Here is a 21,573-nt window from a genome sequence, read left to right on the forward strand (position 1 = left end):
GCTGTTTATTCCATTATTCGCTTGCTAGATGTAAGAGCTTTTCAAAACGCTCATTACCGTGCAGCAATTCGAGGTCTCGTTCTTCGGCAAGTAAATCACGAATGGATGGGCTGTATTCAATTGCGCGTTCCAAGTCTTCAATAGCTTGCTCTTCGATACCAAGGCGAGAGTATGCACACGCGCGTTGATACAGTGCAGGGCCGTTGGTGTAATCGACTTCAAGTACGCGGTTACAAATGCTAAGTGCCCAATGGTATTCGTTGATTTCCATCGCTGCGTCGGCTTTGTAAGTCAACGCTTCTAAATCACCTGGACGAATTAATAAGATTTCATCATAGATTTCAATACGTTGTTCTGGAGTTTGAGAGCTTTGTGCACGTAGCCATAAGTTATGGATCTCGTTGATTTTCTCAATCTCTTTGTTGTTTTCGCTGATAATGCGAGTTTTGCGTTTTAAATCTCGCTCAAGGGCGACAAACTTTTTCTCGTATTCTTGGGCGATCTTCTCCAATCGTTTATCAGCCATCTCTTTGGTGTTGTGTTTAAACTCGCGCAGAGATTGCCATCCGACAAAGGCAATCAGCGATGCGACACCAGCAATGATGTAGAAGAAGTATGTAACGGTCACGTTGGCATAGTTCAACGATTTATCTGCGACCGTTAGCTCGCGATCGGTGATCTCTGTGATCATTCGCTTTTCTAGGCTTTGATAGTCCTGACGCAGCGCTTTTAGTTCATCTAAAATGTAGCGTTCCATTAATGGTCTATCTAACAGATCCGATTCTGAATACTTTTCCTCCGATGCCATTGTTGGCAAGGCAAGTATCAGCGAGAAAAAAATACCAATAAATAAGCGCATATAACGTCCTTTCACGAGAAGAGTACAGATAGACCATGCAACAATAGCAAATAGCACAAACGTTTAGCAAAGTTATTACAAAAGAAATAACAGTCGTCTTCGTAGAAGTCATATTCTTGTTGTTTTTCAGTTTGTTCCTGGTGGTTATTTGTTGTGATATCTTTTATCCTCCTTGCGAATTTATGATTAATGGAGTGAGCATGGACGCGCGAGCTAAGGATTACTTAGAACAATTCCTAGAATTATTATCACCAGAACAAAGGGAAGCTGTACCATCAGTCAGTGCTGACTATTATTGTGCCGATGAATACAACGCGAATGTATGCGCAGATTTGGTTCGTATTGGACAGAAAACTGCATCGTGCAGTTTGGAGCTTTGGTATCGAGAGCATGGTGAAATCATGCCCCAAGTCGGTCATTTACAAGTAGTGACGAATTGGGATGGGGACCCGGTTTGCGTGATACGAATTACTGACGTAAGTACATGCAAATATGAGGATGTAACCGCAGAGTTTGCCTTCGCAGAAGGCGAAGGTGATAGAACCTTAAACTGGTGGCGTGATGCTCATACTGCATTTTTTAAAGCTGAATGCGATGAGTTGAATATCGATTGGCATGAGAAACGTACGCTGGTTTTAGAGCGTTTTGAAGTGGTGTATCCCGTCAATTAATCTCTGATAGCAGCACTGATTTGAAGTGCTGCTTTCTTTACTGAGAGACCATTTTTAGCGCTTTCGAGCGGTCACACTAAACATGTGCCAATGTTTTTGGCTTCCTACTACAGTGGTCCCGTCTTCATCTCTTTCATGCAATGAAATGAGGTCGTAACCTTCGAATAAGCTTTCCACTTCCTTTTTTGTTAATGCGGTAATGTTTGGGTGCATTTCGGAGGTAACCCAGGAGTCTTTCACTCCCAAGAAATCGCCGCAGAAGATACCGCCCGGTTGTAATGCGCTGTCGATTTTTGTCCAGACTTGTTTGAAGCCTGTATCAGGGCAAAAGAACAAACTGGCATTTGCGATAACCAAGCTGCACTGAGGGTAATGAAATTCAGTAAAACAGCACTGCGAAACCGAAAATCGTTTATTACCTTCAAAGCGTGTTAAACAAGTTTTTACTGCATCTTCATTGCTATCACATGCGTGAACCTTAAATCCCTGTTCGAGTAGAAAGTGGCTGTCTCGACCTATTCCGCAGCCAATATCAAGAGCGACTTTGCCTTCTATCTTAAGTCGGTTTACGGCATTTTCCACGTTTGGGCGGTGAGGTTGGCTTAAAATTTTCTGATAGTATTCATTCCATTGCGCTGGCATTGAACTTCCTTATGTTGGTTGTGTCCCCTGCCCAAAACTAGCGTCCATTTTGTTTTGCTTGACTGGGGAGGTTTGCAGTATTGGCAGCTGTTATAGCTGATCTTCAATCGGTAATATTCCGGAGAACCAAGCGCCCATTTTTCGCCATACTCCTGCTTCTGGTTCGGAGTCGTATTCTTCGCCTGTTTTTACGTCGGTCCAGACAATGTCCCCGTCGCGCAGAGTTAAGGCGTAGGCGTTACTCGACAGTTGATTTGGCAGTTGTTCTAGAAACATTTGCACATATTCTGGCTGTTCGATAACAACGGCCATTTCGGTATTCAAAGCGGCCGAACGTGGGTCCCAGTTCATCGAACCAACGAAAAGTGTTTTGTTATCAATTGTCATTGCTTTAGCGTGTAAACTTGCTCTGCTACTCCCCGTGAGGCTCCACTTACTTTTGAGTTTCGCGCTCGCTTTTACTTCCCAAAGCTTGATTCCAGCTTCGAGTAGATCTTTTCGATATTTTGCGTACCAACCATGCACGGCAAACACATCGTTAGACGCGAGGCTATTGGTCACAATCGTGATATCAACGCCTCGCTTGGCCGCGTTACTTAATGCTTGAGTACCTGCTTCAGTTGGAACGAAATAGGGAGAAATGAGCACAAATGAATCCTCAACACTTTTAACCAATTCCGACAAATTATCAATAAGTTGGCTCTCTCGGGTCGCGACTTTATCGGGCAGATCAAACCATACTTTCGCTTCTCCCCAGTAGAGCTTGAGTTTGCCTTGTTTTAGATCTTGGTACATATCCAGTTGAGTGAAGTCATAGCGGCCGGTTGAAAACTTTTCCTCTAACCGGAGTTTATTGACCTGCTTTTGAATCGCTTGGTCGGTAATTTGCTGTGAATTCGGTGTAATCCATTCCATTGGTATCGAATAGGCGCTATTCCAGTAGAGGTCGAACTGATCGGCAGTTTGTTGTACCGCCTCACCATAGAGCAGAAGATCAAAATCACCAAACTCAACTTGCGATTCAAAAGAGAAGTATTCATTGCCGATATTTCTACCTCCGACAATGGCGGAAACACTGTCTGCAATCAGAGACTTATTGTGCATACGACGATTAAGGCGTTCAAAATCGCTAGCAAGAGCGAACCAACGGGAGTCGCGATACTGATGCGGGTTAAATAAGCGGATTTCTATATTAGGATGTGCATTGAGGGCTGCCATCACATCGTCGTTTCGCTTTTGCATATCGTCAAGCAACAGTCTTACTCGAACACCACGCTTTGCCGCTTCATACAAGCGCCACGTTATTAGCTGACTCGTTTCGTCACCACGGTAAATATAGTATTGAAGGTCAAGGCTTTTCTGGGCGGACTCGATCAAAGAGGTTCGAGCAAGAAGGGCATCGTGTCCCTGATTTAACGGTGCAAAGCCAGTTATGGACTTAGGATCTCTCCCGTAAGCTTCAAAGTACTGCGCAAGAACAGAATCCTTTTGATAACCGAGCTGAAAGCTGGTGGACTTTTCACTGGCGTCATTCAACGATACGGATGAGCATGCCGATAAAATAGTGAGCAGCGAGGGGAAGAGCAACTTGGCGAGCGTTTGTAACAAAGCACATTTCCTTGTCTTACAGAGTGTTACCTACTCCAAATTATAGACTTAAGCTGACGCCACATGCACCCAGAACCGTTTTATAACGAGCGATTAATCAATGAATTGCCATAGAACCTGCACTAAGTTCAACTTTTAGAGCGCAGATAATCATTTATTTTAATTATCATTATGGCCGTATTGGTCATAATCACTAATATCTGGTGATTATGACCAATAGCACACTGGATAAAATAATGGTTTTTATATAACTATATGATTTTTAATAAATAAATGCTTGGCATGTCATTTGCTGTTTAGAATAAAAGTTAAGTTAGAGCAACTTGCGCAGTTGGTTAATTTTTTGTTAATTTTATTAACTTTGAATTGGCAATAACTATCTAGTTCGCTGCTTAAAAGACTAGGCAAGTGCCGCTTTGATGTTTATTCAAATTCAATTCTCTCACCACCATGCTTACCGGGAGCAATGGACTGAATAAAAGTGTGGTGTTGAAAACAACAATAAAAAAGGATTTTCGATGTTAGCAAAACCCATATTACGTTGGCTTTTACCCTTCGTCGTCGTTGGAGGCTCTTATGCAGGATATGCTGCAATTGCCGCAACTGCGCCGGAAAAAGAGTCAACCAAAGATGCAATTACAGAGCCTACTGTTCAGGCTTCTTCTCTTTTTCCTACCGATCACAAAGTGGTGATTACCAGTCACGGTGAATTAGTCCCTTTTGAAAAAACACACCTTTCCGCGCAAGTTAGTGGTGAAGTTACAAGTTGGCACCCGAATTTTGTGACGGGTGGCATCGTAAAACGAGGAGAGGTTCTTTTCACAATTGAAAGTGACAACTATGAAGCGTCGGTTTTACAAGCTGAAGCCGATTTAGCTAGTGCACGCGCAAACTTGATTGAGGAACAAGCGAAAGCCGAAGTGGCAAAACGTCAGGCAAAGAGACTGAGCGATAAGCAAGTGACGGATCTGTATTTACGCAAGCCTCACGTTTTGAGCGCACAAGCGCAAGTGAAGTCGGCTCAAGCGGCACTCAAACGAGCAAAAAGAGAGTTAGAAAATTGCAAAGTCGTTGCACCTTACGATGCGCTGGTTGTTGAGCGTGATATTGGTGTTGGTCAATTTGTTACATCTGGTTCTCGAGTTGCCACGTTAAACAACATCGAAGTGGCAGAGGTGCACGTACCCATTGCCGGTTTTGATAGTGCATTTTTACCCGAATCCATTGGTGAACTCACTGCGACAGTGACGCAGCAAGGTGTGTTTTCTACCACTAGAGAAGGTCGAGTAGTTCGTGATCTAGGCATGATTGATAGCGCTACCCGAATGATTAACATGGTCATTCAAATCGCGGACCCATACGGTGTCGATAACCAGCAGCCTCCAATTAAATTCGGCTCCTACGTTGAAGTGAGCTTCACTGGTAAGGAACTTAAGCACATCTACCGCTTGCCACAGGAATTAGTTAAAAACCGTACCGTGTGGGTGGTGAATGGCGATAATCAACTTCAACCCAGAACTGTCACGGTTTTGAGAGCAGAAGGTGAGTTTTTGCTGGTGGGCGAAGGCTTAGAGCAAAGTGATAAGTTGGTACTGACCTTACCAGAGTACCCTCAAAAAGGCATGGCGGTACAAATCGCAAAAAAGAGTGACGACTCCGAAACCGTCGTACAGTAAGTAGGAGTTTGTCATGGAAGATACTAAACAAAAGGGCTTAATTGCCTATTTTGCGAATAACCCCGTCGCTGCCAACCTTTTGATGGTGTTCATCATTATCATGGGTGTGGTGAGTTTTCTCTTTATTCAAAGGCAGATGTTTCCGAATATTGAGGTGAACTACATTGATGTTCGTGCGACTTATCCTGGCGCTTCTCCTCAAGAGATAGAAGAGAGTATTCTCGTTAAGGTCGAGGAATCGATTAAAGACGTCACCGGGATTAAAAAAGCAGTCTCAACGGCCTCTAGAGGTAGCGCGTATGTTTCCATCGAGGTAGACGTTAATGCCGATATCAAGCGTGTCTTGGATGATGTAAACCAACGTATTGATACCTTGTCTAACTTACCAGCGGGTATGGAACCAATCAATGTCTACCAAGTTGAATGGCGCCAAGATGTAATCGAAATGGGGTTAGTTGGGGACCGACCGCTCGAGGAGCTTAAACTGCTTGCTAAGCAAATCGAAGATGAATTACTTCAGTTAGAAAACGTCATGCTGGTGTATCTGAGTGCGCCAGAAGAAGAAATAGCGATTGAAGTTGACCCACTTGTTCTTCGTAAATACGACCTGACGTTGAGCGATATCAGCAGCGCGATCAGCCGTTACTCAGCCAACTTTTCTGCGGGCGAAGTAAAAACAAACTCAGGGATGATTGCAGTAAGGATTGAAAACCAATACTACCGTGGTGATGAGTTTAGAAATATTCCTGTAAAGCTTGGCGCAAATGGTGCAAAGGTTCTGTTGCAAGATATTGCCACAATAAAAGATGGCTTTACGGAAGAAGAGCGCTACTTTGAATACTCAGGTCAGAATGCGATCTACATGTCTGTTGAAGCAACTCGTGACCAGAACATTATCCCTGTTGCACAGTCCGTTCGTAATTATATTGAAGCAAAAAACAAGACATTGCCGCAGGATGTTAAGCTCAAAGTCTTAGTTGATACGACTTACTATTTAAATGGGCGTCTCGACATGATGTTGAAAAACTTGCTGCAAGGCGCTGCATTAGTCGCGATTATGCTGACCATTTTCCTACGTTTCCGCTTGGCTATGTGGGTAATGATTGGGCTACCTGTCTGTTTTCTCGGTGCCGTAATGATGATGCCTGCATTAGGGATCACGGTAAACATCGTGTCTCTTTTTGCCTTCATTATGGTGCTCGGCATTGTAGTTGATGACGCCATCGTGATGGGAGAAAGTGCGTACAGTGAAATCGAAGAAAAGGGCGGTGGCGTCGAAAACGTGGTTCGTGGTGTAAAACGTGTTGCCACACCAGCCACTTTCGGTGTGTTAACCACAATTGCTGTGTTTGCCCCTTTCTTGTTGTCTAGCGGTATTGATAGTGCCTTCTTTTATGGTATCGCGGGGGTCGTGATTCTTTGTTTGATCTTCAGTTTGATTGAATCGAAGCTGATCCTACCAGCGCACTTGGCGCATACCCATTTTAAGCCAGTTAAACCAGGTGGCTGGCGTGACCGATTTAACCAACGTTTTTTTGGTTTTGTAAATGGTCCATATCGTAACTTTGTAACAACATGCACCCATTGGCGCTGGACAGTGTTTGCGGTGTTCTGTGGTTTACTGCTGATCAGCGCGGCTTTGATCAACGCGAATTATGTTCGGGTGATCCCTAACCCTAAAGTGCCGACTGACTATCCTGCGATCACTATTGAAATGAATGATACCGTTTCAAGTGAGCAGACAATCAGTGCACTCAAGACTATTGAACGTGTCATGCAAAAGATCGAATCTGAGACCATTGCGGAACATGGTCAAGGAATGATTCGTGATGTGCTGTCGTACAACAGAAGCCGCACCGAAGGTCGAGTATTAGTACCTCTTGTTGATGAAGAGTTACGCCCGTTCAATACATTTGAACTGGCTCGACGTTGGCGTGAAGCTATGCCTGTTATTCCAGGTATGAAGAGCATCAAAATCCGCGAGCAGAGTGCGGGTGGTGGTGACAGAGATGAGTTTGGTTACTTGTTGTTTGGTTCTAACATCAATGAGCTCAACGAGGCTGGGCGTTACTTGATAGAGCGTTTACAGCAGGAAGAAGGGTTATATGATATTTCATCTTCTATTGATTCTGGAAGCAAAGAAGTACTCCTGTCTCTTGCGCCTGTAGCGTACGATCTCGGTCTGGATCTCACCATGATCGCAGAGCAAGTTGGTGGCAGCTTTTATGGTGGCGAAGCACAGCGCATTATTCGTGATGGTGAAGAAATTAAAGTTATGGTGCGTTACCCGCAATTGACGCGTGAAGCATTCTCATCATTGCGTTACGCTGTGATTACCACACCAGCAGGTAAGAAGGTCATGCTAGGTGATGTGGTGAAGATCAATGAGCAGCCGGGCGTGAGTAGCATTCGACGTGAAGGCGGGTATCAAACCGTTTATGTTTATGGTTCCATAGACGAAGAATTGGTTGAGCCTCAAGAAATCGTTAAGGTCATTGACGACAATATCTTGCCGGATATGAAGCAAGCGTTCTCGAGTGTGAAAACAGAATTGGGTGGTGATATTGAAGAGCAGGCTGCGCAGCGTAATGAACAGATTTTGTTCTTTATTGCAGGCATGATCATCGTCTACATCTTGTTAGCTGTACCGTTAAAAAGTTATACCCAACCTTTGATTGTAATGTCCGTCATTCCGTTTAGTCTGACGGGGGCGATTTGGGGCCATTTCTGGCTAGGTTTAGACATCAGTATGATGTCGACATTTGGTTTGATCGCCGCTGCTGGCGTGGTTATTAACGACTCTCTGGTTATGACAGATTACGTAAACCAAGTGAGAGAAAAGGGTATGAACATCAAACAAGCGGTTGTTGAGGCGGGTTGTGCTCGTTTTCGAGCTATCACGCTCACCTCAATAACGACGTTTGCGGGTGTATTGCCGATAATGTTTGAAACGAGTTTGCAGGCGCGTTTTGTCATACCGATGGCTGTCGCTTTGGGCTTTGCGGTGTTGTACGCAACGGTTCTGACTTTAGTGTTGGTGCCTTGTTTGTATTTAATGCTTGAAGATATTAAAAATATTTTCAGATCGATTAAGAGGTTTATCCATCGTTTGATTAATCGTTTCAGAAAGTCGCCAGTGACGTCGAGCGTTGAAGCAAGCGTATCGAGTTAACAAGCTTGATGTTAACGATTAGGAGCAGCCTTCGGGCTGCTTTTTTGTTTCCGCATTTTGATTCAAAGTGATTTTTTAGTGGGCAGTTACGTAATTATCTGATGAGAAAACTGCCTGACAAAGTATTTCTAATATGTATGTTTCTAATGTTTTAAATTCGCATGGTTAATTTGACACTTGGTTAGCGAAATTTACCAGACGAAGATAACGTTGAATATGAGGCTTTATTTAAGTTGTTGAAAAATAACGAAATAAAAGTTGGCATCGTATGTGCAATATATAAATTGTAATTAAAATTAACTGCTAATCCTCAAGGAGCTTATTATGAAAAGCGTATTTCTATCTACTCTAAGTCTTATTGCTGTAATGTCATCACCAATCGCTGCTGCTAACACTTTAGACAAAGAGGAGTGGAGCTCAGATTTACGTCAGGACTTTTCTGAGATGAAACATGAAGCTATAGCAGATATTCAGCAAATGAACATGGATGCCATTCACGCACGTGATGAGCGTATCGTGAAAAACATTAAAGATGAGCAAGAACAGTTAGTAAAGGTAACGTGCCACAAAGAGAAAGCAAGCAAGTCATAAACGCCGCTAAAAGAGACTAACAGACGAAAATGAATCCAATACGAGTTCGGTGTTAGTTAGCAGTAAGCACTGACCTTGTTGCTCAACTTGCCAGCCTTTTAAGGCTGGCTTTTTTGTTTCTCATTTCATGGGTGGAGATCAGATCCTCAAGCTTATTATCAATAGTTGGCGTGTTTGATGAGCTATTGCTGGATGGAGCGGATGTAACTTTTAAAAGTGTAGATTTCAGTAAAGTGGAGGTGATGTTAGATATTTAAAATTTAGAAAAGATCCGATCTCCTTTTTGACCTTCATAATACCTTAGTATGTGGTTCACTTTTATTTGAAGAGGGATTAGTAATGACTTGGGAATTTATTGAAAGGAAAGAGGCTTTTGATTACATTGGGCTAAATAATAAGTCGGTTAATGAGGTTGAACAATTCTTACATGGAAGAGTGAGACTTTCAGCTGCACTCTTTAGCAATAAAAAACTATACTTATCAAGACAATCCCTCGTCATGCTTGCGTCTCTGAATGAATATGATCAGAAGCAAGTTGTCAAAGAAATGTATTTTCTTTCATCTAATCCAAGCACACCCTCTGTAGTTAGACACAAACGCAATCCATTGCTTCGAATATTTCGAACTAGGTATCCCTTCAAAAATTATCATTACTTATTAACTTGTATCCTTAGAGACGGGAAAGTTGTAATTCATGATATTGCTTTTGATCGACAGTTGCATGGTAAGTCTATTTTTAAGCATTCACATCAAAGAACCCAAATGTATCATGTGAAGAAAGAAACAGGTAAAAATGGTGAGTATAATGGAGTGCAGAACAATGATGAAGCAAAGTTATTGTTGGCTGAGTGGGACCACACTAAAGCTCAAGTAACTCATCAAGTCAATACGCTTCATGCAACGGTAAATGGAATGTTGAATGATTATGAGAAAGCGGCGACACTGATGGGGGTACATACGCAGGTGGCGTACAAAGAAGATAAGCCAACAGAGTATACGTTGTTTCACAACCCTTCTGATAATGCGAAGCTGGACCTTATTGAATGTGTTTATGACAAAACTCGTTTTACTTCGCACAATGCTCAACACCTAGCAGCAGTAATGAAACAATGTGCAGAGCAGGGTAAGGAAGTAAAATGGACAGTGCATAGCCAAGGTGCCATTATTTTTAACTCTGCTCTTGAGTATGTTAGAAAAAATAATCCGAGCTTAAGACTATTGAATCAACAAATCGTTGTGCATGCAGGGGGAACAAATACAACGAAGATAGGGAAAAATGCACAGCAGCTTGGTTTGAAAGTTAATTACACAAAAACCCGAACGAATCCCTTTGATATTGTCCCAAATATTGCTGCGAGACAAACTCCATTATCTGCAAGTAGTCTCGTTCGTTGTTGTAAATTCTTGGGATTAGTGATGAATGGAGAGGTCACAGAGAGCCCACATACATTACCCTATTTCGGTGTGGAATCTTATCGACGACAACTGATGATGTCTGGTAATAATATGGCTAGTAAACGTTTAAAAGATATTGATGAATATTTAAAGAACAAGGGTTAGATATATGGGCCTTATTAAAATGTATAAAGATGGCTTTCGAGGAAAGCCAGATTTTGCAAACTTGTTACATAATGTATTCCAGATAGATGACTTAGTGCTGTCATTTGAGTGTCCGAACAACATATATGAAGGACATGTATACCAAGATTTTATTGAATTACAACGGTTCAATATTGATTCAAAAGTAGAGCGGCATGAAAAGTTTATAAAATTGGCCACGATTTATTTCTCTTTTCAAAATAAAATAATAAATCCACTATTACCAATCAATAAACAAGGTGGTTTATATATTCGGTTAAGGATTAAATCTTCAGATAAATATATTACTAGTGTTAATGAACTATCTTCATTTATAGAGAAAGAGTACGTGGATTTTTATCATGCTGTAGAGTCACCTGACGGCTCTCGAAAAGGTGATCATACAGAGTTGATGAATGATGCCATTGCGTACGCAAATCATCGTTGGGGAATGGACCCGATAAACGAAGAAAAAAAGAGAGCGAAAGAAGAGTTCCTTGTAGGAGAGTTTCTTCGTGGTTACCCTCCAATCAAATGCCAAGATATCAAGATTGGTGAAAATACATTTTCAAAATATGTAGAAGGAAATTTGGAGTATAAAAAAGACTATCGAAGAGTGTACAATTTGCCTATCAAAAATGAGTTTTACTTTAGTATTGAATTTTTATATGAAATCGAGCCTATGTTTGCTCAAAAAAAGTTTTTAGATTGGGTAAGACACGCGGATGAAATCTTTGAAAAAAATGTTTTAGAGTTGCTAGCACTGTCTCCGCTTATTGATTCACATACTACCTCCAAATCCGAAAGGTTGACAAAAAAAAGTTGATCCAGAGCGTTCATACTTAACTTAAAGAAAAAAGCCCGCGAAAAATGCTTTCACGGGCGAAAAAAGGGCACCAAATTGGGTGTCTATTCATTTTGGAGGTGGTCGAACGTCCATATAAAACTGACAATAGGCTTGGTGAGAGGCTTACCACCAGCACGACCAACGAGGCTAAAGTTAACATTGTTGTAATGATTGTTAAAATGTTAATTCTTCAATCAATGTTTTCATTATCGTGAGTTTAAATTGTGAATGTGTTGCCTGCGTGTATTTTTACTCTGTGAAATTCCGTTTTTGACAATAAGACATATTATAAATCTTGTGTTGGTTATTTGATTTGGTTATATAAAACTCAACATACTTAATCCTTAACTGTTCATATTCACACTTAATGAGACACAATAACCCTCTGTTTGTTAAGTGATTGTGTGTTTTTTAACGCATTGGTATTGAACAAAAAGCGACCTAAGCCGCTCTTGTGCATTTTGATAAGTTTACTTATCAGTCGTTTTAGATTTCTTCGTGCTTATGGACTAGGCCGAAGTCAGCTAAAATGGCATACGCAGCAGGGATCATAAACAACACCAGCAGAGTGGATGCGAAAATACCAAACACGATAGAGATAACCAGTGGTTGGATAACCTGTGCTTGCAAACTGGTTTCAGTCAGTAACGGAAGCAAACCTGCTGCAGTGGTCATTGATGTCAGGAATACTGCTCTAAAGCGTTCCCGACTGGCTTTGACTACTGAGTCGTGCACATTATCCCCTTCATCGACATGATGGCGTATGTACTGAACTAACAGAATCGAGTCATTCACCACAATCCCCGCTAGTGAGACAAAGCCCATCATACTCGGCATACTTAATGAGTGACCGAGTAGGATGTGTCCCCATACCACGCCAATAAAGGCGAGTGGAATCGCAAGCATGACGACGAATGGTTCCAAATAACTGCGGAATTGGTAACTCAGAATCGCAAACACGCCAAACAAACCAAGCAAGAAGCCTTTACCCATTGATGCGCCAGTTTCAGCGGTATCTTTGGCTTCACCTTCAAAATCGAAGCGAAGACCGGGATACTTTTGCATAAGCTTTGGCGCTTCATCCTGTTGGAACTGACGAATAATGGCGGTTGAGTTGGCCTTCGTATTATCGATATCGCCGAATACGCTCACTGTGCGCAATCCATCAATGCGCTGGATTCTTACGTAATTACGCTGGAAATCCAAAGTTGCAATGGTCGCGAGTGGGATTTGACTTCCATCGGACAAGATTATTGGGAAGTTTGCCAATTGCTGTAAGTCACCAGCTTGTGCTTTATCGAGGCGAACTTCGATTGAAATGTTTTCTACCCCAACTTGGATTTCGTCTGCGGTTTGGCCAAAGAAAGCCGCACGCAATTGATTGGCGATGAGCTGGCCGTTAATCCCATAAGCTTCTGCGCCTGGGCGCAGTTTAACCAAGACTTCTTCTTTACCCATACGCATGTCATCCAATACGCCATGGACACCATCAAACTCATTCAAGTATTGTTGAATGTCGATAGAGGCTGCTTTGAGCGCATCCAGATCATCATGCTTCGCTCGAATTTCAATCGCTCGTCCACCCGGCCCCATGGTCGGTTGTTTAAATACCAGCGAGATAGGATCGGCAAGTTCACCAATGTCTTCACGCCATGCATCGATAAATTCATCGATGAGTGTGTTACGACTCTCTGCACCCAGCAAATCCAGACGTACCGTGGCAATGTGAGGGCCAGATTCATTCGCGTCGGCGTTAGCGTTGAATTGACTGGTGATGTGTAGAACCAATGGATTGCCGTCTTCCACTTTCTCTGTCCATTCTTTATCTAGCTTTTGAGCGGAAGCGACGATCTTATCGACGACAGCTTCCGTTTGAGACAGAGAAGAACCCGGAGGAAGAATAATACGCGCTTCTGCAATGTCGCCATCCAATTCAGGGAAGGGTTGGAACTTGAGTAAACCACCTACTAACGTGGCCGCGGAGATAAGAAGCAAGGCGACCACGCCACCCATAAAGGCATAGCGATACTCGACCACTTTATCTACTGCGTTGACCAAGGTGGTGTTGCGGAAGTTTTCAAAAGAAGCGAGCAGCTTTTGTTTGAACTTCGGTGTTTTTCGCTCTTGCTTTTGTTTATGTAGCGAATGAGAAAGGTGGTTAGGTAGGATCAAGAAGGCTTCCACCAAACTCAAACTCAAAACGAGGATCAGAACTTGAGGAACTGCTTTAAGTACCGCACCCATTTCACCTTGCAGGAATAACAAGCTACCAAAAATACACACCGTAGTTAGGAAGGAAGAAATTACCCCTGGCAGTACCTTTTTCACTCCTTTGATAACGGCATCATCGATCTCTTCTCCTCGGTCGAGGTGAGCGGCAATCGATTCGGCAATAACGATGGCATCATCCATCATGATACCGATGGCCATGAGTAACCCGACCAAAGACATGATGTTGATGGACAGGCCAAGTTGCGCCATCAAAAATAACCCACCTAAGAAGGCAACGGGCAAACCAGCCGCAACCCAAAAAGAGTAGCGAAAACTAAAGAACAACCACATGGTGGCGAAGACCAGAATGATACCCTGCCAACCGTTTTTGACCATCATGGTCAGGCGATCCCAAAGCACGGATGAAAGGTCATTGGTCATTTGTAGCATCACACCGTCTGGCGCGATAGCTTGTTGTTCTTCGACAAATTGAGCAACACGTTCCTTGATACGCAGTGCATCGTCTTCTTTGTTTTTGCTGACTTTTAATAAGGCAGACGGATGACCGTCGAAGAGGACTTTCTGTTCGTCCAATTCAAACCGGTCGGTAATCGTCGCAATATCTCTTAGACGGATGATTGAGCCATTTGTACCAGAGCCCACGACGATAGTCTCAAGCTCTTCCGGCGTCACGCGTCGTTCGTCAAAGCGGATCAGAAAGTTTTTATCTGGCGTTTCGACATTACCACTTGGCAACTTGACGTTTTGACGACCAATCTGCTCCGCAATATCACCAACACTCAAACCAAGTTGTCGGATAGCTTGAGTGTCTAACTCTACTCGGTATTGGTGGTCAGAGAAACCAGCAACTTCAACCAAAGAGACATCGTAATCGATTTTTAACGTGCGTTTAAGCTGTTCGGCATACGCTTTTAGCTCTGGCCATGTGGTATCTGCGGTGATGGCGACATCCACAACTGGCTCGTTCCAATCGAGCTCTTGGACCACAGGAGATTCAATCTCTTGTGGGAAGTCGTTTATCGAGTTGATCTGGGTTTGAACATCAACCAGCATGCGGCCGATGTCGGCTTCTTCATTCAGTTTTAAGATAAGACGCGCAGAGCCTTCAATCGCTTCACACTGAGTTTCTTTAATGTTGGCAAGGCCATCGACAGCATCTTCCATTCGGATACAGATGCTCTCTTCTACCTCTTGAGGGGAAGCGCCGGGGTAAACCACACCAGCTAGGATGTAGGGCGGATCAAACTCAGGAAAAGTTTCACGCTTAATCGTGGAAAGTGAAGAAATCCCCAATATCAGCAGCGTTAGCATCAGCAAGTTGGCTGCTGTTGGATGCTTGGCGAAGAATCGGATCATGAATCAGACTCCTCAATAGCCGTTTCTGACTGGTCAGGTGACTCTTTCAATAGCATGCCGTTAATCGCAGGGAGCAAATCGTTGATGATCAGCTTCTGACCTTGCTCTAGTTCACCATCGATCACCACTTGGTTATTGCGGCGATATAACACTTCAACCGTGACGACTTGCAGACGGTTGTCATCTCCCATCAGGTAAATCTTATCGCCATGAAGCGCACGCTCTGGGATGACCCAACTCGGGTTCTCTTGTCCCTCAATCAAGGCACGCACAAACATGCCGTTCACCAATGGAGGCGCAGACGTTGGGTTTAATGCACGGTAGTCTTGTTCAATTTCCAGAATCACACCGGCAGTCGCTTGGCTTGGATCAACCGTTTCACTGATGCGTGCAACTTTCGCAGGCCAGCTTGCAGAGAGGTTACCGCTGCTGAGTTCAATGTTGGCATGAATTGCATTCATATCAGGTTGTGGAATACCAGATTCATCGCGGACAAACTCACCGATGCTCGCCGCCAAAGTTTGCATGTCATGAATGGATAGTTGAGCTTCCACTTCCATGACATCAATACCATGTCCTGTCACCATGGTTTGTTGGAGGTTAACCACTTGCTTTTTCTCAATTTCTACGTCAGCAATACGCAAATCGTAAGGAAGCGTGATGATGGTTTTATCAAGCGAGCGTTCGGCCTCATCCACTTTTGATGCATTAACTTTAACTAGGGCTTCCGCGACTCGTTTCTCATCCGGCATCAAACCAATTTGATTTTCAATATCCAGTACTAACTTACGTTGAGAGAGCGCGCTTTGCTCTTGCTGATCTACATCCGATTGAGACGTTAGGCCTTTTTTACGTAGGTTTTGCTTACGGTCTAACTCTTTGTTGGCGATGACCAGACGGTTGGCTTCTATCTTGAGGGTGCTTTTGAGATTCGCTTCTTCTTGGTTCAGCTTAGCCAGAGAGGTTTGGGCAGATTTGAGATCGGCTTGAGCTTGAACCAGTTTCAACTCGTAATCGAGTGGGTCGATTCGCAAGATTTCTGTCCCTGCTTGCAACACTTGTCCTTTTTCCAGTTGCGGATGGCGGTAGACCACTTTACCCGTCACTTCGGCTATCGCTTTCCATTCCACTTTTGGGGCGATCTTGCCAAACCCTACGGCTACTGGAGCAATGGCTTTGAGCTCAAGAGGAATTGTCTCGACCAACCGTGCACGATCTCCTGCGGGTTTTACGGGCAAATCTGGTTTGAGGCTAATCGCCAAAAACAGAATGACGACCCCCACCGCAAGAGCAGGAAAGAACAGCAGCTTTTTATTTATTTTCATATTGGTCGCCCGAGTCTAAAAATCCATGTTTCATCAGTTGTATGTTGTGTTCGAATAATCGGTTCAAGAAGGCTTCTGAAAGTTCAATGCCATGAATGGCGAGCAGTGCTGGTGGTGCCATAAAAGGAAACACCATCAAGCTGATGTAAGAGACGCGACAAAGTTGAGGGTCGGCGTCTTTTCGTAAAACGCCACTGTCGATCAACTTATCAAAGATCACGCCTTGCATTGGCTTACTGATATCTGCGAAGACTTTTTCGAGCAGTTTGCGTTGGGTTTCCGATGGGGGCATATTCATAACTTGGGCAACTAAGCGTGGGAACTGTGGTACCTTGATCATTTCGCGGTAGTAGGTGCGCATTAGATCGAGAAAGTTTTGCTCGTTACTGTTGGATACCAACGTCTGCATCTGCTTTTGCATCGGTGACAGTGTTTCGCGCAACATGGTCTCGAACAAGCCTTCTTTGTTGCCAAAGTAGTAACGAATCATCGCCACGTTCACGCCTGCTTTCTGCGCGACTAGGCGAGTAGAGACCTTGTCATAAGCCATAATGGTGAAGAGTTCGCGCGCGTGGAAAATCAGTTTTTCCCTTGCGTCGATATTATCTGTGGGTCTTCCCGCCCTTCGATGCGCTTCCGTCACAATCTTCTCTCAAAATATTAAACATTTGATTAATTATAAGACGCTGATTTCTCATGCGACATGTGAAAAATTAATCAGTATTTAATCAAGTGATTAATTTGTGATGAAGAGAAGTAAAAAAGAGCAGAAAGAACTGCTCTTTGAACAAATAGAAAAGTATTTACTTAGGAAGAACGGTCTTGTGAGGCTATATCACCCCCAACTTAACACACTCCAATTCGGTCTGTTGGCGTGTTCTTTTAGTTGTGGGCATGGATTTACCAGATAAGCGTAGTTCGCGTATTCACAAAGCGGTAAATCGTTGATTGAATCGGTATAGAAATGGATTTCGGAATAAGGCTCAGGCTGATTTTCTAGCCACTGTTTTAATCGCGTGACTTTGCCTTCACGATAACTCGGAATACCGTCGATTTCAGCAGTATAACGGTTGTTTTTCTCGATTAAATCAATTCCGAGTGCGGTTGGAATATTAAGACGGCGACCAACGGCTTCCACCAAAAAAGTGACGCTGGCAGAGATGATAACCATATCTATACCATCACGAGACAGTTGCTCAATCAGGGTTTTGGCTTGAGGAAACTGTTTAGCCAGAATATGGCTTTCAACACATTCTTCAACCAAGGCGTTTACTTCTTCAATCGGCATGTTTTCTAGTGGCTTCATGGAGAACGCTAGATAGTCTTCCATGTCCATTTTGCCTTCAGAGTACAAGGCCATTAGACGCTGATCTTCCATAATAAATAAAGGATCAGTCGCGATGCCTCTATCAACCATAAACTCGTTCCAAATCATTGCGCAGTCAGCGTTTATTAGGGTTTCATCCATATCAAAAACATACAAAGGTTTGGACATGTTTAGGCTCTCACTGGTTGAATTTCGTTTAGGTTAAAGAGTAGCTCTAGTTGGCTGCCATTCGCTAGTAAGCGTTCTGAAGAGCGGTTAAGCAAGTCAACAGTGAGCTCACACTCTTCAACGTTCACTTGATAGCGAATAACATTACCTAGAAGCTGGTGGTTGGTGATCGTACCTACTTGTGGCGCTGAGATGTGGCTATCATATTGACGACCTTGCTCTTTTACATATATAGACTCTGGGCGAATCGCTACTTTCCATTCGGTATCAATGTTGAAGAGTTGCTTGGCTTTATTGGCCTCTACAAGGTTGTAGTGCCCCATGAAACCGGCCACAAACTCGTTAGCAGGATGAGTATAAATTTCTTCAGGTGTTCCTGCTTGAACAATTTCCCCTTTACTCATTAGGAAGATACGATCAGACATAATCATCGCCTCTTCTTGGTCATGAGTTACGAAGATAGTGGTGAGATTCATCTCTTTCTGAATGTCTCGGATTTGCTGACGAAGGTGTTTGCGGATTTTGGCATCAAGCGCAGAAAGTGGCTCATCAAGCAATAATATGCGAGGTTTCACCACCAACGCTCGAGCGAGTGCGACACGCTGGCGCTGACCGCCAGAAAGTTGATGCGGATAGTGTTTTTCTTTACCTGCCAGATCCACCAGTTTGATGACTTTAGCCACTTCACGTCGAATATCATCATTCGCAAGCTTTTTCATTTTTAAGCCAAATGCAATGTTGCCTTCGACGGTCATATTGGGAAACAGCGCATACGATTGAAAGACCATCCCAATACCACGCTCTTGCGGGACTTGATGCGTGATATCTTCTCCGTTTACCCAAATCTCGCCTCCATCGACAGGGTTAAGCCCAGCAAGGCTGCGAAGTAGTGTCGATTTACCACAACCGCTAGGGCCCAAAAGCGTAATGAATTCACCTTGCTCGATGTTAAAGTGAATGTCCTCAAATACGGTGTTATCACCAAAACGTTTAGTCAGATTTTTCGCTGTTACGTAGCTCATTGTTTGACTCCTCGGCTGAAACGACTTGCCAACCAAGTCAGTAAAAAAATAAATAGGAAGTAGGTCATCACTAAGGCAGACGTAAAGTGGCCGCTCGTCTGACGCATGTTATACAAGTAGATTTGCAGGGTTTCATAACGTGTGCCGACTAAAATATTGGCGAACACAAACTCTCCCAATAGAAATGAAAATGAAAGGAAAAGCGATGCCATCAGTCCTTTTTTGAGGTTAGGTAAAATGACCATCAAAAACGCTTTGGTTGTGCTTGCTCCTAGCAAGTGTGCAGCGTCCATTAAATCGTTAAGGTTAATTGCTTCGAAGCTATTAGAAATCGCACGATACATGAACGGTAACGCGATGGTGAAGTAAGTACCTACTAGAATCCAAGGAGTACCGATAAGGGAGATTTCACTGTCAGCATAAAGTTGAAGCAAGCCGACGGAGGACACCACTGGTGGTACAGCGAATGGTAGCAAAATCAATACGTTCATGAGCTTATCGAGCCTTGGAAAGTAGTAAAACACCACGAATATCGCTGGCAGAACCAGAATCACACTGAGGGTTAGCGAAGCAATACAAATAAACAGCGAACGCCCAAACGCTTGCAAAAAGCGTGGGTCGGTCAGCAATTTAACGTACCAATCAAAAGTGAAACCATCTGGAAGCACCGTGGCGCCCCAGCGTGATGAAAGCGAATAGACAAAGGTCGCTAAAATCGGGATGAGCATGATCCCAACAATGGAATAAACCACCGTTTTATGGAATCGAGTATTAACGTTGTTCATGACTACTTCCTACCTGCATAGCTTTTCGAAATGAGCCATTGGTTAATCACTGTGATAAAGGCAAGTAACGCCATTAGAATCACCGAAATTGCAGCGGCGAGATTAGGTTCAAGGAACAGGTCTCCCGATACCAGACTCGCAATTCGAATTGTGATGACGTTATAGTTACCGGAGGTCAGCGCATAAACACTCGCATATGCGCCAATTGCGTTGGCTATTAAGATAATAAAGGTACCGAATAAGGCTGGTGAGAGCACTGGCAGCGCGATTTTCGCCCAATACTGTGATGTTTTGGCTCCCAGTAGCGCAGCAGCAGCTTGCCAATCATCACTCAACGCGTCGAACGCAGGGTAGAGCAGCAACACCGCCAGCGGGATTTGGAAGTAGATGTAAATGGCCAGCAGGCCCCATTTACCATAAAGGTCGAAATCACCGAGTAAGCCATACTGCTTGAGCAAAAGGGTAATCGCCCCATTGGTGCCCAAAATAATAATAAAAGCGAATGACAGAGGTACGCCTGCAAAGTTGCTGCTCATGTTCGTAAACGCAATCACACCGTCGCGGACTTTAGAATCGACTCTGCGCAGAGAAGAGACCAACAGAGTCGCAATGGCTAAGCCAAAAATGCTCGACCATACAGCTAACCACAAACTGTTGCCAAACGCCTGCATCATAAAGGCGGAGTCGAGCACTTCAATGTAGTTATCGAAGGCAAACTCGCCATCGTAGATAAAGCTGTTTAACAGTACCCAAATCATCGGTGCGAGTTGAAATAGATAGAAAAACAGTGCGAAAGGCGCCAACCAAATGGCTGGCTTAAAGCGCTTTAACCAAGTACTTGCCAAATTTGAACGTGATTCGCTAGAGCTTGGGGAGAGGACTGAACTGCTCATAGTGCTAACAATTCCTGAGTGTATGGCTTCGTGTGGTCAAGGTTTAGCAATTGACAAACGGTGCCACAAATATCAGTTTGCTTAATATGACAATCTTGATGGGTAAACTTATCACCAATGACAAACAGGGGAACTTCTCGCTCTTCAGGTAAAATCCCACCGTGAGAAAGATCGTTGTTCATGCCATGATCGCTGGTCACAATGATTTGATACCCATCAGCAAGCCATTGATCGATGTAGTTGGAAAGAATAATGTCTGCACCTCGCGCACAATTGCGGTATTGGCGAGAGTCTAGGCCAAACTTATGTCCTGTATCGTCGATATTCATCGGATGGATCAGTAAGAAATCAGGTTGATAGTTGCGGCGTAAACACTCTGCGTCCAGGAACAAGGCTTCATCAGGATAATGATCCCAATGGTAAAAGCAGCCGTGCTGGATATTCAGGGTTTCATCATGCGTGAAACGATCGCGAACAGGTTCAAATGGCGCGCGATTATAAAGCTCACTTACCCAGTGGTAGGCAGCCGCAGCGGTCACTTTTCCTTGGGCTTTTGCCAAACTGAAAATGGAATCGTGTTTGGATAGACGAACGATATTGTTGTTTACGATGCCGCTTTCTACAGGGCGAACGCCCGTTAAAATGCACTCATAAAGTGGGCGAGACATAGAGGGCAGCTCACACTGCACAGGATAAAGCGTTGCGCGAGTTTCTTGTTGGGAACGACTTTGTTCTAGAAGACCATTGAGGTAGCCCATGCAATCACGGGCTACCTGATAGTTCAGTCCATCTAGAACAACAAGGATGACCTTATTGCTCAT

At 43.7% G+C, this 21,573-nt stretch carries 17 protein-coding genes; 6 read left to right on the forward strand and 11 right to left on the reverse strand.

All coding sequences use genetic code 11. The features are described from left to right. Positions 1-13: 13 nt before the first annotated feature. Positions 14-859, reverse strand: coding sequence for a tetratricopeptide repeat protein (locus R7Z50_RS00875; protein ID WP_005373890.1), 846 nt, complete (start codon positions 857-859; stop codon positions 14-16). Between the two features lie 200 nt (positions 860-1,059). Here R7Z50_RS00875 and R7Z50_RS00880 point away from each other — a divergent pair, with 200 nt between their 5' ends. Then, positions 1,060-1,530: an ASCH domain-containing protein gene (locus tag R7Z50_RS00880; RefSeq protein ID WP_017635141.1), complete on the forward strand. Its 471-nt coding sequence runs from the start codon at positions 1,060-1,062 to the stop codon at positions 1,528-1,530. 54 nt (positions 1,531-1,584) lie between these two features. Here R7Z50_RS00880 and R7Z50_RS00885 read toward each other — a convergent pair whose 3' ends face one another. Together R7Z50_RS00885 and R7Z50_RS00890 are read right to left on the reverse strand one after the other, a co-directional pair. Further along, entirely contained in the window at positions 1,585-2,172 is a 588-nt protein-coding gene (locus tag R7Z50_RS00885) for a class I SAM-dependent methyltransferase (RefSeq protein WP_132936993.1), read from the reverse strand. 90 nt (positions 2,173-2,262) lie between these two features. Then, positions 2,263-3,780, reverse strand: a complete 1,518-nt coding sequence (locus tag R7Z50_RS00890) for a phospholipase D family protein (RefSeq protein ID WP_047102775.1) — start codon at positions 3,778-3,780, stop codon at positions 2,263-2,265. 518 nt (positions 3,781-4,298) lie between these two features. Between R7Z50_RS00890 and R7Z50_RS00895 the strand changes: the two genes are divergently transcribed. The 5 genes from R7Z50_RS00895 to R7Z50_RS00915 all read left to right on the forward strand — a co-directional run bounded on the left by R7Z50_RS00895 (position 4,299) and on the right by R7Z50_RS00915 (position 11,623). Then, a complete protein-coding gene (locus tag R7Z50_RS00895) occupies positions 4,299-5,456 on the forward strand; it encodes an efflux RND transporter periplasmic adaptor subunit (protein WP_005387110.1) in 1,158 nt (385 codons plus the stop codon). Positions 5,457-5,469: 13 nt separating this feature from the next. Then, the gene (locus R7Z50_RS00900) at positions 5,470-8,628 is read left to right on the forward strand and encodes an efflux RND transporter permease subunit (protein WP_149192154.1); all 3,159 of its coding nucleotides are present in this window, start codon (positions 5,470-5,472) and stop codon (positions 8,626-8,628) included. Positions 8,629-8,952: 324 nt separating this feature from the next. After that, entirely contained in the window at positions 8,953-9,219 is a 267-nt protein-coding gene (locus R7Z50_RS00905) for a hypothetical protein (RefSeq protein ID WP_005373876.1), read from the forward strand. 339 nt (positions 9,220-9,558) lie between these two features. Then, on the forward strand, positions 9,559-10,779 hold the full coding sequence (locus R7Z50_RS00910; protein WP_025767991.1) for a hypothetical protein: 1,221 nt from the start codon (positions 9,559-9,561) through the stop codon (positions 10,777-10,779). 4 nt (positions 10,780-10,783) lie between these two features. Then, a complete protein-coding gene (locus tag R7Z50_RS00915; RefSeq protein WP_025767990.1) occupies positions 10,784-11,623 on the forward strand; it encodes a hypothetical protein in 840 nt (279 codons plus the stop codon). A 507-nt stretch (positions 11,624-12,130) separates the two neighbouring features. Here R7Z50_RS00915 and R7Z50_RS00920 read toward each other — a convergent pair. The 8 genes from R7Z50_RS00920 to R7Z50_RS00955 all read right to left on the reverse strand — a co-directional run bounded on the left by R7Z50_RS00920 (position 12,131) and on the right by R7Z50_RS00955 (position 21,573). Beyond that, complete coding sequence (locus R7Z50_RS00920; protein WP_054574540.1) at positions 12,131-15,232, reverse strand: efflux RND transporter permease subunit; 3,102 nt, start codon at positions 15,230-15,232, stop codon at positions 12,131-12,133. Further along, the gene (locus R7Z50_RS00925) at positions 15,229-16,557 is read right to left on the reverse strand and encodes an efflux RND transporter periplasmic adaptor subunit (RefSeq protein ID WP_167415730.1); all 1,329 of its coding nucleotides are present in this window, start codon (positions 16,555-16,557) and stop codon (positions 15,229-15,231) included. The genes R7Z50_RS00920 and R7Z50_RS00925 overlap by 4 nt, the downstream gene beginning before the upstream one ends. Then, the gene (locus R7Z50_RS00930; RefSeq protein WP_005387092.1) at positions 16,544-17,200 is read right to left on the reverse strand and encodes a TetR/AcrR family transcriptional regulator; all 657 of its coding nucleotides are present in this window, start codon (positions 17,198-17,200) and stop codon (positions 16,544-16,546) included. The genes R7Z50_RS00925 and R7Z50_RS00930 overlap by 14 nt, the downstream gene beginning before the upstream one ends. Before the next feature lie 192 nt (positions 17,201-17,392). Beyond that, entirely contained in the window at positions 17,393-18,052 is a 660-nt protein-coding gene (locus R7Z50_RS00935) for an HAD family hydrolase (RefSeq protein WP_005373864.1), read from the reverse strand. 2 nt (positions 18,053-18,054) lie between these two features. Then, positions 18,055-19,074, reverse strand: coding sequence for an ABC transporter ATP-binding protein (locus tag R7Z50_RS00940; protein ID WP_005373862.1), 1,020 nt, complete (start codon positions 19,072-19,074; stop codon positions 18,055-18,057). Next, positions 19,071-19,859: an ABC transporter permease gene (locus R7Z50_RS00945; protein WP_005373859.1), complete on the reverse strand. Its 789-nt coding sequence runs from the start codon at positions 19,857-19,859 to the stop codon at positions 19,071-19,073. The genes R7Z50_RS00940 and R7Z50_RS00945 overlap by 4 nt, the downstream gene beginning before the upstream one ends. A gap of 2 nt (positions 19,860-19,861) precedes the next feature. Continuing rightward, a complete protein-coding gene (locus R7Z50_RS00950) occupies positions 19,862-20,752 on the reverse strand; it encodes an ABC transporter permease (protein WP_017633568.1) in 891 nt (296 codons plus the stop codon). Beyond that, complete coding sequence (locus R7Z50_RS00955; RefSeq protein ID WP_318148805.1) at positions 20,749-21,573, reverse strand: alkaline phosphatase family protein; 825 nt, start codon at positions 21,571-21,573, stop codon at positions 20,749-20,751. The genes R7Z50_RS00950 and R7Z50_RS00955 overlap by 4 nt, the downstream gene beginning before the upstream one ends.

This window comes from Vibrio sp. 1249-1, from assembly GCF_033340495.1.